The 16,606-nt window shown below is 70.8% G+C and carries 14 protein-coding genes; 9 read left to right on the forward strand and 5 right to left on the reverse strand.

Annotated elements, in window-relative coordinates; genetic code table 11:
- Positions 1-53: 53 nt before the first annotated feature.
- The 6 genes from A4X16_RS12885 to A4X16_RS12910 are packed head-to-tail and all read left to right on the forward strand — an operon-like array spanning position 54 to position 6,769.
- Complete coding sequence (locus A4X16_RS12885) at positions 54-494, forward strand: cupin domain-containing protein (RefSeq protein ID WP_067121149.1); 441 nt, start codon at positions 54-56, stop codon at positions 492-494.
- The gene (locus A4X16_RS12890; RefSeq protein ID WP_067121151.1) at positions 491-1,357 is read left to right on the forward strand and encodes an acyl-CoA thioesterase; all 867 of its coding nucleotides are present in this window, start codon (positions 491-493) and stop codon (positions 1,355-1,357) included. The genes A4X16_RS12885 and A4X16_RS12890 overlap by 4 nt, the downstream gene beginning before the upstream one ends.
- Positions 1,358-1,388: 31 nt before the next feature.
- Positions 1,389-3,047 (forward strand): AMP-binding protein, encoded by a 1,659-nt coding sequence (locus A4X16_RS12895; protein ID WP_067121153.1) that lies wholly within the window; start codon positions 1,389-1,391, stop codon positions 3,045-3,047.
- A 1-nt stretch (position 3,048) separates the two neighbouring features.
- Positions 3,049-5,481 carry a bifunctional salicylyl-CoA 5-hydroxylase/oxidoreductase gene (locus tag A4X16_RS12900; protein ID WP_067121155.1) on the forward strand — a complete coding sequence of 811 codons (2,433 nt, stop codon included), beginning with the start codon at positions 3,049-3,051 and terminating at the stop codon, positions 5,479-5,481.
- A gap of 53 nt (positions 5,482-5,534) precedes the next feature.
- The gene (locus tag A4X16_RS12905; protein WP_067121157.1) at positions 5,535-5,942 is read left to right on the forward strand and encodes a RidA family protein; all 408 of its coding nucleotides are present in this window, start codon (positions 5,535-5,537) and stop codon (positions 5,940-5,942) included.
- On the forward strand, positions 5,939-6,769 hold the full coding sequence (locus tag A4X16_RS12910) for a fumarylacetoacetate hydrolase family protein (RefSeq protein WP_067121159.1): 831 nt from the start codon (positions 5,939-5,941) through the stop codon (positions 6,767-6,769). The genes A4X16_RS12905 and A4X16_RS12910 overlap by 4 nt, the downstream gene beginning before the upstream one ends.
- Positions 6,770-6,832: 63 nt before the next feature.
- On the opposite strand, the gene ald is transcribed toward A4X16_RS12910, so the two are convergent.
- Complete coding sequence (ald, locus tag A4X16_RS12915; RefSeq protein ID WP_067121161.1) at positions 6,833-7,927, reverse strand: alanine dehydrogenase; 1,095 nt, start codon at positions 7,925-7,927, stop codon at positions 6,833-6,835.
- A gap of 111 nt (positions 7,928-8,038) precedes the next feature.
- On the opposite strand from ald, the gene A4X16_RS12920 reads away from it, so the two are divergent.
- A complete protein-coding gene (locus tag A4X16_RS12920; protein WP_067121163.1) occupies positions 8,039-8,548 on the forward strand; it encodes an Lrp/AsnC family transcriptional regulator in 510 nt (169 codons plus the stop codon).
- A gap of 115 nt (positions 8,549-8,663) precedes the next feature.
- A complete protein-coding gene (locus tag A4X16_RS12925) occupies positions 8,664-9,725 on the forward strand; it encodes an AraC family transcriptional regulator (protein ID WP_082914455.1) in 1,062 nt (353 codons plus the stop codon).
- Between the two features lie 357 nt (positions 9,726-10,082).
- Here A4X16_RS12925 and A4X16_RS12930 read toward each other — a convergent pair whose 3' ends face one another.
- From A4X16_RS12930 to aceA, 3 genes are all read right to left on the reverse strand, one after another.
- Positions 10,083-10,517 carry a hypothetical protein gene (locus tag A4X16_RS12930; protein WP_067121167.1) on the reverse strand — a complete coding sequence of 145 codons (435 nt, stop codon included), beginning with the start codon at positions 10,515-10,517 and terminating at the stop codon, positions 10,083-10,085.
- Positions 10,518-10,614: 97 nt separating this feature from the next.
- A complete protein-coding gene (aceB, locus tag A4X16_RS12935; RefSeq protein WP_067121169.1) occupies positions 10,615-12,261 on the reverse strand; it encodes a malate synthase A in 1,647 nt (548 codons plus the stop codon).
- A gap of 33 nt (positions 12,262-12,294) precedes the next feature.
- On the reverse strand, positions 12,295-13,620 hold the full coding sequence (gene aceA / locus A4X16_RS12940) for an isocitrate lyase (protein ID WP_067121171.1): 1,326 nt from the start codon (positions 13,618-13,620) through the stop codon (positions 12,295-12,297).
- Positions 13,621-13,751: 131 nt separating this feature from the next.
- Here aceA and A4X16_RS12945 point away from each other — a divergent pair, with 131 nt between their 5' ends.
- Positions 13,752-15,203: an XRE family transcriptional regulator gene (locus A4X16_RS12945; RefSeq protein ID WP_067121173.1), complete on the forward strand. Its 1,452-nt coding sequence runs from the start codon at positions 13,752-13,754 to the stop codon at positions 15,201-15,203.
- 15 nt (positions 15,204-15,218) lie between these two features.
- Here the strand turns inward: A4X16_RS12945 and A4X16_RS12950 are convergent, their stop codons facing one another.
- A complete protein-coding gene (locus tag A4X16_RS12950; protein ID WP_067121436.1) occupies positions 15,219-16,541 on the reverse strand; it encodes an MFS transporter in 1,323 nt (440 codons plus the stop codon).
- Between the last annotated feature and the right edge of the window lie 65 nt (positions 16,542-16,606).

The following is a 16,606-nucleotide window of genomic DNA, read 5'->3' on the forward strand; positions in this document are numbered from 1 at the left end:
GTGACGACCGTCATGTATGTGACACTTCTTCGACACGGAGCGAAGGAGCTGTCATGACCGAGCACGAACTGCGCTGGGACCGGGTGCCGCAGGTGACCCGCACCGGCGAGGAGGACACCCAGACCATGTCGTCGGGGGGATGCATCCGCGTCTCCGGCGTCGGACCGCAGCACACCGACGCGACGAGGATCTGGTTCGGTCAGGTGTCGAACGATCCGGGCTATCGATCGCTGCCGCACCACCACGGCGAGGCCGAGACGGGCGGGTACGTCCTTCGGGGCGCGGCGCGCATCTACTTCGGCGAGGGCTATCGCGAGCACCTCGACATGACGGCAGGGGACTGGGTCTTCGTGCCGCCCTTCATGCCGCATGTCGAGGCGAACATGTCCGTCACCGAGGAGCTCGTCTGGCTCACGACCCGGACTCCGGACAACATCGTCGTCAACCTCGACGACGTCGACGACGCCACGCTCGACGGCTTCCGCCGCGTATGACGACCTCGGCGCCGTTCCGGCACGCGCTCGCGCTCACCGAGGTGGCGACGACCCTCTCGGACCGCGCCTTCGAGGCACAGCCGCAGCCCGTTCCGTGGCCCAAGGCCTACGGCGGGGACCTCGTGGCGCAGAGCGCCGCGGCGGCGATGCGCACCGTCGACGACGACCGCAGCCTGCACTCGCTGCACACCACGTTCGTGCGCGGCGTGGACACGGCGGAGCCCGTGCACTACGAGGTCGAGCGCATCCGCGACGGCCGGGGCTTCTCGACCAGGCACGTGCGAGGACATCAGCACGGCCGGCTCGCTGTGCTGGCGACGGCATCCTTCCACGTCCCCGAGGACTTCCCCGAGCACGGCCCTGCGATGCCCGAGGTCACCGCCCCGGAGGAGCTGCGGTCGTCCGCGGAGGCACTCGCGGGGCAGTCCGGACCGGACGTCGAGTACTGGTCGGCCGGACGCAGCTTCGACATGCGGCACGTGCCGGGACCCGTGTACGTGGAGGTCGAGGGCGAGCGCTCGCCGCATCAGGCGGTGTGGGTGCGCGCGTTCGACCGGCTCGACGACGACCCGCGCTCGCACCGGCTCGCGATCGCGTACGTGTGCGACTACACGATCCTGGAGCCGGTGCTCCGCGTGCTCGGCCTGCCCTGGCGCACGGAGGGTCTCGTCACCGCCAGCCTCGACCACGCGATGTGGTTCCACTCGCACGCGCGTGCCGACGACTGGCTCCTCTACGTCCAGGAGAGCGCCGGCATCTCCGACGGGCGCGGGCTCGGCCTGGGCCGCTTCCTCACCCGCGACGGACGCCTCGTCGCGAGCGTCGCACAGGAGGGGATGATCCGCCCGGGTCGTCCGTCCTGAATCCATCCACCCGCAATCGAAGGGACCAGCAATGACGCTCTCCCCGTCCGCGCACGTCGACACGTTCGCGAGGGACTCGCTGCCGCCGGCGCATCTGTGGCCGATGCTCGAGTTCACCATCCCCGACGTCCGGTATCCCGAGCGCCTCAACGCCGCGGTCGAGCTGCTCGACCGCACGATCGATCGACACGGCGACCGACGTCCGGCGATCCTGCTCGCCGACGGCTCCTCCTGGAGCTACGGCGAGCTGCGGCGCCGAGCCGATCAGTTCGCGCAGGTGCTCACGGAGGACCACGGCCTCGTGCCGGGGAATCGGGTCCTGCTGCGGATGCTGAACGGGCCGTGGACCGTCGCCTGCTGGCTCGGCGCGCTGCGGGCAGGCATGGTCGTCGTGACGACGATGGTGGCATGGCGCGAGCAGGAGCTGCGTCCCATCGCTGAACGCGTGCGACCCGCCGTCGCCGTCGTCGACCATCGCGGACTCGTCGATGCGGAGAGCGCCTTCGCGCCGCTCGCGGAGCCGCCCGCCGTGCTGATCGCCGGCGGGGACGGCGACGAGCTGGTGTCGGCGTGCGCACGCAAGTCCGGCCGCTTCGACGCCGTCGAGACGGCGGCCGACGACGTCGCCCTCCTCGGCGCGACCAGCGGCACGACCGGCGTCCCGAAGATCACGATGCACTTCCATCGCGACATCCTCGCGAACGCCGACACCTTCGCGCGCCATGTGCTGCACCTCACCTCCGACGACGTCAGCGCGAGCACCGCGCCGCTCGCGTTCACCTTCGGCCTCGGTGGCAACGTCGTGTTCCCGCTGCGCACCGGCGGTGCGATGGTCCTGGTCGAGCGCGCGACACCCGTCGAGCTCGCGAAGCTCATCGAGCCGCTCGGCATCACGGTGCTGTACACCGCCCCCACCGGCTATCGCAGCGTCATCAAGGAGGGCCTGGCCGGAGAGCTGCGGCGCCTGCGCATCGGCATCGCCGCCGGCGAGCATCTGACCGTCTCGACGTTCGAGGCCGTCGAGGCCGCGAGCGGGCTCCGCCTGATCAACGGGATCGGCTCGACGGAGATGCTGCACGTGTTCGTGTCGGCGTCGGGAGACGACATCCGCCCCGGCGCGACGGGCCGTGCGGTGCCCGGGTACCGCGTCGCCGTGTTCGACGACGACGGCCGCCCGGTCGCTCCCGGGGAGCCGGGCCGCCTGGGCGTGGTCGGACCGACCGGATGCCGTTACCTCGACGACGACCGGCAGACCGTCTACGTGCAGAACGGCTGGAACATCACCGGCGACACGTTCGTGCAGGACGACGACGGATATCTGACCTTCCAGGCGCGCAACGACTCGATGATCGTGACGGCCGGGTACAACGTCGGAGCCCCCGAGGTCGAGGAGGCCGTGCTCGGCCACCCCGACGTCCTCGAGTGCGCCGTGGTCGGCTGCCCGGACGACGACCGGGGAATGATCGTCGCGGCCTTCGTCGTGCTGCGCGACGGGGTCGAGGGATCGCCCGAGCTCACCGCCGACATCCTCGACCACGTGAAGTCGCGTCTCGCCGTCTACAAATGCCCGCGCCGCGTCGACTACCTCACCGAGCTGCCCCGCAATCCCAGCGGCAAGGTGCAGCACTTCATACTCCGCGAGAGAGCGGCCGCCGCGGCCGCCGCGATACCAGAGACACAAGGAGCCTGACATGCGCGTAGCCGTCATCGGCGGAGGGCCGGGAGGCCTCTACTTCGCCGCCCTCATGAAGCAGCTCGATCCCACCCACGAGATCGCGGTGTGGGAGCGCAACGCCCCCGACGACACCTTCGGCTTCGGCGTCGTGTTCAGCGACGAGACGCTGGGCGGCATCGAGAACGCCGACCCCGTGATCGCGCAGCGCATGGGCGAGCAGTTCGCGCGCTGGACGGACATCGACGTCGCGTTCGGGGGAGCGACGCACACGATCGGAGGCCAGGGCTTCGCCGCGATGGGGCGCAAGGAGCTGCTGCAGCTGCTGCAGGAGCGCTGCATCGAGCTCGGCGTGACCGTCCTGTTCCGCACCCCCGCCCCCGACGCGTCGGAGCTGATGGCGGAGTACGACCTCGTGCTCGCCGCCGACGGGGTGAACTCCCAGGTGCGCGGACGCTTCGCCGACAGCTTCGTCCCCGACCTCGACCGCCGCGCCTCGAAGTACATGTGGCTGGGCACCGACCGCGTCTTCGAGGCGTTCACGTTCGCCGTCCTGCACACTCCGCACGGGATCATGCAGCTGCACGGCTACCCCTACTCGGACCAGCGCAGCACCTTCCTCATCGAGATGCACGAGGACGTCTGGCGCGCCGCCGGGCTCGATGCGACGGAGGAGGAGGTGTTCCCGCCCGGTGTCAGCGACGAGTACTCGGTGGGGAGGATCAGAGAGCTGTTCGCCGATGTCCTCGAGGGCCACGACGTGCTCACCAACAACTCCAAGTGGCTCACGTTCACGACCGTGCGCAACGAGCACTGGCACCACGAGAACCTCGTGATCCTCGGAGACGCGGCGCACACCGCCCATTTCTCGATCGGCTCGGGGACGAAGCTCGCGATGGAGGACGCCCTCGCGCTCGCCGCCTGCCTGCACGAGCATGCCGAGCTCGACGCTGCGCTGGACGCGTACGAGGCGGAGCGCCGACCGGTCGTCGCCTCCACGCAGCGCGCCGCCCAGGCGTCGCTGGAGTGGTTCGAGCAGATCGGTCAGTACGCGGACCAGGACCCGCTGCAGTTCTCCTTCAACCTGCTCACCCGCAGCCGGCGCATCACGCTCGACAACCTCGCGCTCCGCGACCCGGTCTTCGCCGCGGAGATCGTGCGCGGGGCGCCGCTCGCCGCGCGCGACGCCGACGAGCCGGCGATGTTCCGTCCTCATCGCATCGGTCGCCTCGAGCTCAAGAACCGTGTGGTCGTGTCGCCCATGGACATGTACTCGTCCGTCGAGGGCGTGCCCGGCGACTTCCACCTCGTCCATCTGGGATCCAAGGCCATGGGCGGCGCCGGCCTCGTCATGACCGAGATGGTCTGCGTCTCGGGGGAGGGGCGCATCACCCCCGGCTGCGCAGGTCTCTACACCGACGAGCAGCGCGACGCCTGGGCGCGGATCGTGTCGCACGTGCACCGCCACTCGACGGCGAAGCTGGGTGTGCAGATCGGCCACTCCGGACGCAAGGGCTCGACCAAGCGCATGTGGGAGGGGATCGACGAGCCGCTCGAGCAGGGCAACTGGACGACGATCGCCCCGTCGGCGCTGCCCTACGGTCCTGCGAGCCGTACGCCGCGCGAGGTCGATCGGGCGACGATGACCGCGGTGCGGGAGGAGTTCGTGGCCGCGACACGACGTGCGGCGGATGCGGGCTTCGACCTCGCCGAACTCCACGCCGCGCACGGGTACCTGCTGTCGTCGTTCCTCTCTCCGGTGTCGAACCACCGCACGGACGAGTACGGCGGGTCGAGGGAGAACCGGCTGCGCTTTCCGCTCGAGGTGTTCGACGCGATGCGCGCGGTCTGGCCGGCCGATCGGCCGCTGACGGTGCGGCTGTCGGCGGAGGACTGGATCGAGGAGGGCAACACGGTCGACGACGCGGTCGAGATCGCCCGCGCCTTCATCGAGCACGGTGCCGATGCCATCGACGTCTCGTCCGGACAGATCGCCGCACACGAGCGTCCCCGCTTCGGCCGCAGCTATCAGACGCCGTTCGCCGACGCCATCCGGAACCGGGTGGCCGCGGCGGCGGGCGTGAGCGTCATCGCTGTCGGCGCGATCTCGAGTCACGACGACGTCAACTCGATCCTCCTCGCCGGTCGGGCGGACCTCGTGGCACTCGGGCGCACGCATCTGTGGGACCCGCAGTGGACGCTGCACGCGGCGGCGGATCAGGGCTACCGCGGACCCGGCGCCGACTGGGTCCCGCAGTTCCGGGCGGGGTCCCGCAAGCCCCCGAGCTCCCGTACCGACGCGGTCCGGCCGCGGCTGGCGCTCGTCCGCGACGCGGATCACGACGAGCAGACGGTCGCGCGCCGGCGATGGACGCCGCGCACGCCCGACCCCTCGACCGCGGCGCGCGGCGCATACGACCCCGTCCCCGCGGTCGACGCCCTCGCGCGCTGACTCCCCGCGGACCCATGCCGACACACGCTGACACACGAGAAGGAGGCCCGTCCATGACGCGGCAGATCATCAACCCCGAGTCCCTGGTGGCCCCGAGCGGATTCGCGCACGGCGTCCGTGCGGGAGAGTTCGTCTACCTGGGTGGACAGACCGCGATGGACGCCGAGGGGCGCATCGTCCCCGGAGGAATCGTCGAGCAGTTCGTGCAGGCGTTCTCGAACGTCCTGACCACGCTCACGGCGGCCGGAGGCAGCCCCTCCGACCTCGTCGACGTGACGATCTACCTCACCGACGTCGTCGACTACCAGCGCAACGGCCGCGAGATCGGTCGACGCTGGCGCGAGCTCGCGGGCACCGAGTACCCGGCCATGGCCGGGATCGGGGTCACGCGGCTCTGGCAGCCCGAGGCGCTCATCGAGATCCAGGGCGTCGCGCACATCGGCATCGGGCAGGAGCGGTGAGGCTCGCCACGGTGCGCCGCCCGGACGGCACGCACGCAGCCGTCGGCGATGACGCGGGCTGGGTCGTGCTCGACGAGGCGGATGCGCAGACGCTGGCCTCCTCGCCGCGCTGGCGCACCCGGGCGGAAGCCGCGCTGCGGCATCCGGCGCGCACCGAGATCGCGCCCGACGCGTTCGAGAACCCGGTGCCGCGCCCCGGGAAGATCCTCTGCTGCGGTCTCAACTACCGCGAGCACATCCTCGAGACCGGCCGCGCGGTGCCGGAGTTCCCGACGCTCTTCGCCAAGTTCGCCGACACCCTCACGGGCCCGACCGACGACATCGCCGTGCGGGGCGCGCCGAAGCTCGACTGGGAAGCCGAGCTGGCTGTCGTCGTGGGCGCCGAGATCCGGCGGGCGGACTCCGAGACCGCGCGGTCGGCGATCCTCGGGTACACCGTGGCGAACGACGTGTCGCTCCGCGACTGGCAGCAGCGCACGCTCCAGTGGCTCCAGGGCAAGGCTTTCGACGCGACGACGCCGATCGGCCCGTGGGTGGTGACCGCCGACGAACTCGATCCGCGCGACGGACTGCGCATCCGCTGCGCGGTGAACGACCAGGTGATGCAGGAGGGGGACACCGCCGACCTCGTGTTCGACGCCGCCGATCTTCTCGCCTACGTCTCGCAGTTCACGGTGCTGCGCCCGGGAGACCTCGTGCTCACGGGCACTCCGGGCGGCGTCGCGCTCGGCATGCCGGATCCGCGATGGCTGCGCGACGGCGACGTGCTCACGACGACCATCGACGGCATCGGAGCACTCCGCAACGTGATCCGCGTGGCCGCATAGACCGTCGCGCGGCGCCCGTCCGGACGTCGCCCGGTACTCGCCCCGGCCGTCGCCCGCTGCTCGTCAGGCGGTCGCGAGCCCGTGCGCCTGCGCGACCGCGTCGAGCACGATCCGGCCGCCCCGGACGTTGAGGCCCTTCGCGAGCGCCGCGTCGTCGGACGCCGCGCGCTCCCAGCCCTTGCCGGCGATGGCCGAGACATAGGGCAGAGTGGCGTTGGTCAGCGCCCGCGTCGCGGTCTCCGGGACGGCGCCGGGCATGTTGGCGACGCAGTAGTAGATCGAGTCGTGCACCGCGAAGGTGGGGTCGTCGTGCGTGGTCGGACGGGATCCCTCGAAGCATCCGCCCTGGTCGATGGCGATGTCGACGAGCACCGAGCCCGGCTTCATGGCGGCGACCATGTCGTCTGTGACCAGCTTGGGCGCCGCGGCGCCGGGGATGAGGACCGAGCCGATGACGAGGTCGGCGCTCGCGAGCTCCTCCGCGATGTCGTAGCGGCTCGACGCTCGGGTCTCGAGCGCGCCGCCGTAGCGGTGCTCGAGCTCGCGCAGGCGGGGCAGCGCGATGTCGATGACGGTGACCCTGGCGCCGAGGCCGAGCGCGTTCGCGGCCGCGTGCTCGCCGGCGACGCCGCCGCCGATGACGACCGTCTTGGCGCGGGGCGTGCCCGCGATGCCGCCCATCAGCACGCCGCGCCCGCCGGCGGAGCGCATGAGGGAGTGCGAGCCGACGGTCACGGACAGCCGGCCCGCGATCTCGCTCATCGGGACGAGCAGAGGCAGAGTGCGGTCGGGCAGCTGCACGGTCTCGTAGGCGACGGCCGTGGTGCCGGCGTCGACGAGCGCGGTGGTGAGCGCCCGGTCGGCGGCGAGGTGCAGGTAGGTGAAGAGCGTGAGGTCGTCGCGGAGGAAGCCGTACTCCTCGGCGATCGGCTCCTTCACCTTGATGAGGAGCTCCGCCTCGCCCCAGGTCTGCGCCGCGGTCTCCACGATCTCGGCGCCGGCGATGCGGAAGGCCTCGTCGGAGATGCCGGAGCCGACGCCCGCACCGGCCTGCACCAGCACCCGGTGGCCCTCATGGACCAGCCGGTCGGCACCGGCGGGCGTGAGCGCCACGCGGTTCTCGTTGTTCTTGACCTCTGCGGGTACGCCGATCTTCATCGATCCTCCTGGTGACGACTCTGCTCGTCTCAGGATCGCAGAAACATCGATGCAAGAACATAAACGCTGAAGAACATTCGGCATCATCGCGCATCCTGCATAATCGTTCGCATGGACACAACGCCCGACGCCGCGCAGCCGAACACCGTTCGGGCGCCCGCGCTCGACGTGATCGACGCGCGGATCGTGCAGCTCCTCAGCGCGGACGGCCGTATGACGAACGCGGAGCTCGCCGGCCACCTCGGTGTCGCCCCGTCCACTGCGCACGCCCGGCTGCGCGCCCTGGTCGACCGCGGCGTCATCAGCGGCTTCCACGCGAGCGTGGACGAGCGGATGCTGGGCGCGGGACTGCAGGCCGTCATCGGCGTCACTCTGCGCCCGAGCGGCCGTCGGGAGAGCATCGTCGAGTTCGCCGACCGGGTGCGGGTGCTGCCGCAGGTGATCCAGGTCTTCTTCCTCGGCGGCGACGACGACTTCCTCCTGCACATCGCCGTCGCGGACTCCTCGGAGATGCGCGAGTTCGTGCTCGAGCACCTCTCGGCCCAGAGCAGCGTGGCCTCGACGCGGACCAGCATCGTCTTCGACTACCACCGCAACTCGGTCGCCGCGTCCTTCCGCTGAGCGCCCCCGGGTCCGGCCCGCTGTCGTATATTGCTTGGCCCTCGGCCCGTGCATAGGGTGAGGGCCGGAACGAGGTTGCGACGCTGTGGGAGCGCGGGCCCGCTGGGGGGGATCGATGGGGCGAGTGCTCGACGATGCGCAGCTGCGCGCATGGCTGCGACGGCTGTCGGGCGGTGACGAGCGCGACGGAGCCGGGATTCCGGACTGGTTCTCGGCGAGCGTGATCCGACTGGACGGACACCTCGGGATGCTGCAGCTGTCGAACTTCGGGACCATGGCCGCCGATGACCCGGCCGCGTTCGAAGCCGCGCTGCTGCGCCGCTCGATCGGCACGACGATGCTGTTCAGCACGCTGGAGACGGCGCACACGGTGACCTATCGCACGCAGCCGGATGCCGACGAGGACATCGTGATCGTCGGGGTCGCGCGGCACGGCGGGCAGCGGATCCGCACCGACGGCGGCACGCGGCTGATGAGCGTGGGGCGTCTCGGCTTCATGTCCAGCCTCGGCGCGTCCGCCGTCGAGCATCTCGACGTGAGCGAGACCACGGGTGTCGTGATACCGGCATCCGCGCTGCCGGATCATCACCACGTGCTGCTGCGCGGCGCCGACCTCTTCCCCGACACCCCGCTGACGAGGGCTGCGGGCGCCGCGCTCGTGAGGATGCTGTACGAGTGGTCGCGCGAGCCGGCGGGCGATCGCAGCGCGCTCGCGGGCACGGAGACGACCCTCCTCGCCGTCGTGCGCGGACTGTTCCGGCAGTTCCCCGGTGCGCGGGCGACCGACAGGGCCACGGAGCACCGTGCGGCCGCCGTGCGGATCATCGAGCGGCGGCATCGCGAGGCGGCGTTCGACATCGATGCGCTGGCCGCCGAGCTGCACATGAGCCGTCGGCAGCTGTTCCGACTGTTCTCCGGCGCGGAGGGGAGCCTTGCGACCCGGATCCTCGAGCGCCGGCTCGAGACCGCCCGCGAGGAGCTGCTCGTGCAGCCGCCGCAGGACCTCTCGGCGGTCGCTGCGCGGTCGGGCTTCCCGGACGCGGCGGCGCTGCGGGCGCAGTTCGCGCGACGGGTCGGGCTCAGCCCCAGCGCCTTCCGGCTCGAGGCGCTCACGCAGCCCCCGCGCCTCGCCGAGGCGATGCTGCTGACCGACGAGCAGTCCCGTCGAGGCTCGTGAGCGCACGGGCATGTCGATGTCACCGGAGCGCGGATCCCGTGCCATCGACGTCATCCCGTGCCGGTTCCCGCGCTCCGGGAGACAGGAACGTCGGCGCACGGCACGCACGCGCGAGGTCGCGCATAACCTGAGCCTGCCCGTGCCCCCAGGCGGGCCATGACGATCGGCGGAAGAGGGGCCGCGGCCCCTCCGCCCCGGTCATCATGGCTTCCGGACGTGGCGGGTCCCGCCCGTCCGGAAGTCCGGGGGCGCGCGAGAGCGCAGGGCACAACGAATCGTCCGGGCAGCGATGTCCGGGCGGACGTGCGGGTGCCTCGGTCGGGGGGACGACCGGGGCACTCGCGAATCAGAAGAGGGTCACGCTCCGTACGACGCGGGGAGAGCGCAGTAGTCCGCGAAGCGCCGCGTCGGGTTCTCCGGATCCGAGACGTCGACGATCGCCGAGGCGATCGAGTGCGGCGGCTCGGCGTCGACGAGCTGCCAGACGATGTGGTTCCACAGCCCCCGGGTGTCCTCGTCGATCAGCGCCGCGGGCCCGGAGACCACGAGCACGGTCCCTGCGCTCTCCGCGGCGCGGAACGGTGCGATCACGTCGGCCCGCAGCGCCTGCCCGTCACCGTCGGCGCTGTGGGCCCGCTCGACGGTCTGGCCCGCCGCGGTCAACGCCGCCGCGAGGTCGTCCGCGGCGCGGCGGGAGCGCTCGGCATCCGCTCCGCTCACGACGAGCAGTCGTCGCCCGCGCGGATACAGGTGCAGGAACTCGGACGCGATGTCATCCCAGGCGGCGGTCATGCATCCAGGCTACGCCCGTGGTGCGCCGCCGAGCCCGTACGCGGCGGAGCCCCGCGGCCGCTGATCGACAGCATCCGCGGGGCTCCGGCGTCGCGCCTCAGACCTCGTCGGCCAGGTATCGGCTGTAGGCGCCGAGGGTGAGGAACGTCGGGAACTCCTCATGGAGGGCGACCTCGCGGAAGACGGCCGCGGCGTCGTCGAAGCGGTCGCCCGCGGAGCGCGTCGCCCGTACCAGCTCCTCGCGGATGAGCCGCTCGACGTACTCCGCGGTGATCGGCGTGCCGTCCTCGGTCGTCCGGTCCTGGTGGATCCACTGCCACACCTGCGAGCGGCTGATCTCGGCCGTCGCGGCGTCCTCCATGAGGTTGTCGATCGCCACGGCGCCGAGGCCGCGGAGCCAGGCCTCGAGGTAGCGGATCGCGACCGAGACGTTGTCGCGCACGCCGCGGGCCGTGATCGGACGGCCGATGTGCAGGTCCAGCAGGTCGGACGCCTCGACGTGCACCTCCGGACGCCGGCGGTCGACCTGATTCGGGCGGTCGCCGAGAACGGCGTCGAACTCGGCCTGCGCGGTGGGGATCAGGTCGGGGTGGGCGACCCACGTGCCGTCGAAGCCGTCGCCGGCCTCGCGCCTCTTGTCGGCCGACACCTTCTCGATCGCCCGAGCCGTGACCTCGGGGTCGCGGCGGTTGGGGATGAACGCGCTCATGCCGCCGATCGCGTAGGCGCCTCGCTTGTGGCACGTCTGCACGAGCAGCTCGGTGTACGCGCGCATGAACGGCACGGTCATGGTGACCTCGCTGCGGTCGGGGAGCACGAAGCGCGCTCCGCGACCGCGGTAGTTCTTGATGATCGAGAAGATGTAGTCCCAGCGTCCGGCGTTGAGTCCTGCGCAGTGGTCGCGCAGCTCGTACAGGATCTCGTCCATCTCGAACGCGGCGGGCAGAGTCTCGATCAGCACGGTCGCGCGGATCGTGCCGTGCGGGATCCCGAGGTACTCCTCACTGAAGGAGAAGACGTCGTCCCACAGCTTCGCCTCCTCGCTGGACTCGAGCTTGGCGATGTAGAAGTACGGGCCGCGACCCCGCGCGATCAGCTCCTGCGCGTTGTGGAAGAAGTAGAGGCCGAAGTCGACGAGCGAGCCGGATGCCGCGGTGCGGCGACCGGCGCGGTCGATGAAGTCCACGTGCTTCTCCGGCAGGTGCCATCCCCGGGGGCGCATCACGATGGTCGGCGTGCGCTCTGCGGTCACCCGGTACTCCCTGCCCGCGGAGCTCGTGAAGGAGAGCTCGCCGCGGATCGCATCGCGCAGCGAGAGCTGGCCCTCGATCACGTTGCGCCAGGTGGGGCTGGTGGCGTCCTCCTGGTCTGCGAGCCAGACCTTCGCGCCCGAGTTCAGCGCGTTGATCGTCATCTTCGGGTCCGTCGGCCCGGTGATCTCGACGCGGCGGTCCTCGAGACCCGGTCCTGCGCCGGCGACCCGCCAGGACGAGTCCTCGCGGATGTGGCGGGTGTCGTCTCGGAAGCGCGGGTCGTGGCCGTTGCCGATCTCGAACCGGCGACGCATGCGGTCGGCGAGACGATCGTGCCGACGCGAGCCGAATCGGTGGTGCAGCTCCGTGAGGAATGCGAGCGCCTCGGGCGTGAGGATCTCGTCGTATCGATCGCGGAGCGGGCCTGTCACGCTGATCGCGGGGCCCTGCTGGGTGGTGGTCGTGGTGGTCGTGGTGGTCGTGATGGTCATGAGAGGTGTCCTTGTCCGTGGGCCGGTGGGGGATCAGTGGAACTGCGCGGCTTCGGTGGAGCCGGCGAGGGCGAGTGTCGCGCTGTCGGGGTTGAGCGCGGTCGAGATGACGTCGAAGTATCCGGTGCCCGCCTCGCGCTGGTGCTTGGTGGCGGTGTAGCCGTCCGCCTCGGCGGCGAACTCGGCCTCCTGCAGCTCCACGTAGGCGCTCATGGCGCGCTCGGCGTAGCCGCGGGCGAGGTCGAACATCGAGTGGTTCAGGGCGTGGAAGCCGGCCAGCGTGATGAACTGGAACCGGTAGCCCAGATCCGCCAGCTCCTGCTGGAAGGTCGCGATCGCGGCATCCGACAGGTGGCGCTTCCAGTTGAAGCTCGGCGAGCAGTTGTACGCGAGCATCTTCCCGGGGAACTCGGCGTGGACCGCCGAGGCGAACTCCCGGGCGAGCTCGATGTCCGGCTCCCCGGTCTCGACCCAGAGCAGGTCGGCGTACGGGGCGAACGCGAGCCCGCGGCTGATGACCGACTCGATGCCGGGGCGGATCCGGTAGAACCCCTCGGTCGTGCGCTCGCCGGTCGTGAACTCCTGGTCGCGCTCGTCGACGTCGCTCGTGAGCAGGTCGGCCGCCAGAGCATCCGTCCGAGCGATGATGACCGTCGGCACGCCTGCGACGTCGGCAGCCAGGCGTGCCGCGTTGAGGGTGCGGATGTGCTGCTGCGTCGGCACCAGCACCTTGCCGCCCAGATGGCCGCACTTCTTCTCGCTGGCCAGCTGGTCCTCCCAGTGGATCGCGGCGGCGCCGGCCTGGATCAGCGACTGCGCGAGCTCGTAGGCGTTGAGCGGTCCGCCGAAGCCCGCCTCGGCGTCCGCGACGATCGGCGCGAGCCAGTCCCGCGTGATCTCGCCCTCGGCGTGCTCGAGCTGGTCCTGCCGCAGCAGGGCGTTGTTGATGCGTCGCACGACCGCGGGCACCGAGTTCGCCGGGTAGAGCGACTGGTCGGGGTACGTCTGACCCGCGAGGTTGCCGTCCGCGGCGACCTGCCATCCGGAGAGGTAGATGGCCTTGAGTCCGGCGCGCACCTGCTGCACGGCCTGGCCTCCCGTATAGGCGCCGAGGGCGCGGACGTAGTCCTCGGTGTGCAGGAGGTTCCAGAGATTCTCGGCTCCGCGGTGCGCGAGCGTCGAGTCCTCGCGGACCGAGCCGCGGATGCGGATGACGTCCGCGGCCGAGTACGTGCGCTCGACGCCGTCCCAGCGCGGGTCGGTGTCCCAGATCTCCTGGAGCTCGGCGGCCGTCTGCACCTGGTCCCCGGCGCGCAGGCCGGCAGGACGGGGCGTGTGGTTCTCGGCGGTGTTCGTCATGATGTCTCCTCCGTGGGGTCCGGCTGCGGTGCCGGTGGTGTGTTCCACTGTGAGTGAAGATCCGACCTCCGATGTGCAGAATCCGGTGTGAAGATCGACCGGAATTCTGTTTCTGTGACAGAATCGGCGCCATGACGACCTCCACCGTCGGCGAAGACGCCGACGCCCTCACGATCGGCCGCCGCATCCGCCAGCTCCGCACCGCGCGAGGGATGACCCTCGACGACCTCGCGGCCGCGGTCGATCGGGCGCCCAGTCAGATGTCGATGATCGAGACCGGCAAGCGCGAGCCCAAGCTCACGCAGCTGCAGGCGATCGCGCGTGCCCTCGGCGTCACGATCGACGCGCTGCTCGAGGGCGAGCCGCTCGACGAGCGCAGCGCGATCGAGATCGCCCTCGAGCGGGCCATGAAGGGGCAGACGTTCCGGGCGCTGGGCATCGAGCCCTTCCGCATCGCCAAGAGCCTGCCCACGGATGCCCTCAAGGCCATGCTCGCCCTGCACGGCGAGATCGACCGGCTCAGGGACGAACGGGCAGCCACCCCGGAGGAGGCCCGGCGGGCCAACGTGGAGCTCCGGCACCTCATGCGCCGGCAGGACAACCACTTCGCCGACCTCGAGGCGAAGGCGGCCGAGATCCTCGCGGCGGTCGGTCACCCCGGCGGCCCGCTCACGCAGCGGACGGCGTCCGAGATCGCCGCCCATCTCGGGTTCACGCTGCACTATGCGCCCGACCTCCCGCAGACCACGCGCAGCGTCGCGGATCTCGCGAACGGGCGCCTGTACCTGTCGAGCCGCGTGCCCGCGAAGGGAGACGCGCGCACCGCGGTGCTCCAGGCGCTCTCGAGCCGCATCCTGGGTCATGCAGAACCGCGCAGCTATGCGGAGTTCCTGCGCCAGCGCGTCGAGACCAACTACCTGACGGGTGCGCTGCTCATCCCCGAAGCCCACGTCGTCCCCGCGCTCCAGGACGCCAAGGCACGCAGGGCCATCTCGATCGAGGACCTCCGCGACGCGTACTCGGTCTCGTACGAGACGGCGGCCCACCGCTTCACCAACCTCGCGACCCGGCACCTCGACATCCCGGTGCACTTCCTCAAGGTGCACGAGTCGGGGACGATCACGAAGGCGTACGAGAACGACGACGTCAACTTCCCGACCGATCGCCTCGGCGCGATCGAGGGACAGATGTGCTGCCGCCGATGGACGTCACGCGTGGTGTTCGACGAGGACGACCGGTTCAACCCGTACTACCAGTACACCGACACCGGCAACGGGACCTACTGGTGCACCGCGCGAGTGGAGGCCTCGAGCGAGGGCCTCCACTCGGTGAGCGTCGGGGTGCGCTTCGACGACACGAGATGGTTCGTGGGGAGGGACACGACGCACCGCGGGGTGTCGAAGCACTCGGTCGAGGTGTGCTGTCGCCGGGCTCCCGCCGAGCTCGAGGGCCGCTGGCGGGAGAACTCCTGGCCCAACGTCAAGACGCCGCGCACGCTGCTCGCGACGCTGCCGACCGGGTCGTTCCCCGGCGTCGACACCACCGACGTCTACGAGTTCCTCGAGGCGCACGCGCCGCGCTGAGCGACGGCGGCCGCGTCACTCCACGGTCACGGGCTTCTTCGGGACCAGTGCGACCGCGATCGCGGCGACGATCGCGACGATCGCGAACGCGACGAAGTTCCACGCCGCGGCGACGGCGAGGGACGCGAGCCAGCCGCCCAGCATCGGCCCCATGATGGCGCCGATGCGGGCGAAGCTGAGGGCCCACCCCGCGGCGGTCGCACGCACGGACGCCGGGTAGTAGTCGGTGATGTAGGCCGTGAGCACGAGCGACGTCGAGATGGAGCCGACGCCCGAGAGGCCGACGAGCACGAGGTTCAGCAGCATGGTGTTCGGGAACATCAGCAGCAGGCAGGCGAGTCCGCCGACCGTGTAGAAGACGATGAGGATCGGCTTCGACCCGAATCGATCGGCGAGATGGCCGAGCACGAGCCCGCCCACGGCGGAGGCGAGGCTGAACACGAGCAGGAACGCCAGCGCGGGGCCGAGGTCGTAGCCGGCGGCGCGCATGATCGAGGGCAGCCACGAGTTCAGGCCGTAGACGAGGAGGAGACCGGCGAACAGCGAGATCCAGAGGAAGACGGTCGACCGGAGGTACGGCGGGGAGAACAGCCGGTGCAGGATGCGCTGCCACGGCAGACGGTGTCCGGGCGTCGTCTGCGGACGGATGGTCGGCACGTAGGGGCGGATGCCGAGACGCTCGGCGAGCGCGGCGGCGCGGGCGTGCCGGCCCCGGTTCTCCAGCGACTCCAGCGACTCGGGCAGGACCTTCGCGATGATCGGGATGAGCAGGATCGGGAAGGCGCCGACCGCGATGACCCAGCGCCAGCCGAGATGCGGCAGGAGCGCCATCGCGACGACCGCCGACACCACGATGCCCAGGGAGTATCCCGAGTACATGAGCCCGTAGTTCCGGGCGCGGCGTCGCGGCGCCGAGAACTCGATCGTCAGCGCGGCGGCGACGGGGATGATGCCGCCCATGCCGAGCCCGCCGAGGAAGCGGAACAGGCCGAAGAGCTCGGGCGTGGGGGCGAGCGCCGCTCCGAGCTGCATCAGGGTGAAGATCGACATCGAGACGAGCAGCATCCGTTTGCGCCCCACGCGGTCGCTGAGCGTGCCGATGAAGAGCGCGCCGATCAGCATCCCCACCAGGGCCCACGAGGCCAGGCCGCCGAGCTCGACCGGGCTCAGCGCCCAGGCCGAGTCCTCGGCGAGGGCGGGCAGGACGGCTCCGATCACGCCGATGTCATAGCCGTCGGCGAGGATCGCCAGCCAGCAGCTGAACAGCACGACCCCGGTGACGGCCCGGGGGACCGGCCACACTCTCTCGTCGGCTGCGGTCGGGGAGGTGGTGGACATCGTCGTCTCCTTCGCCATGACGCCTCGATGCGTCGGTGAGCACGGTCCGCTCCGACCGCTATGGC

Origin of the sequence: Microbacterium sp. H83, from assembly GCF_001650405.1 — a bacterium.
In the GTDB taxonomy this organism is placed as follows: domain Bacteria; phylum Actinomycetota; class Actinomycetes; order Actinomycetales; family Microbacteriaceae; genus Microbacterium.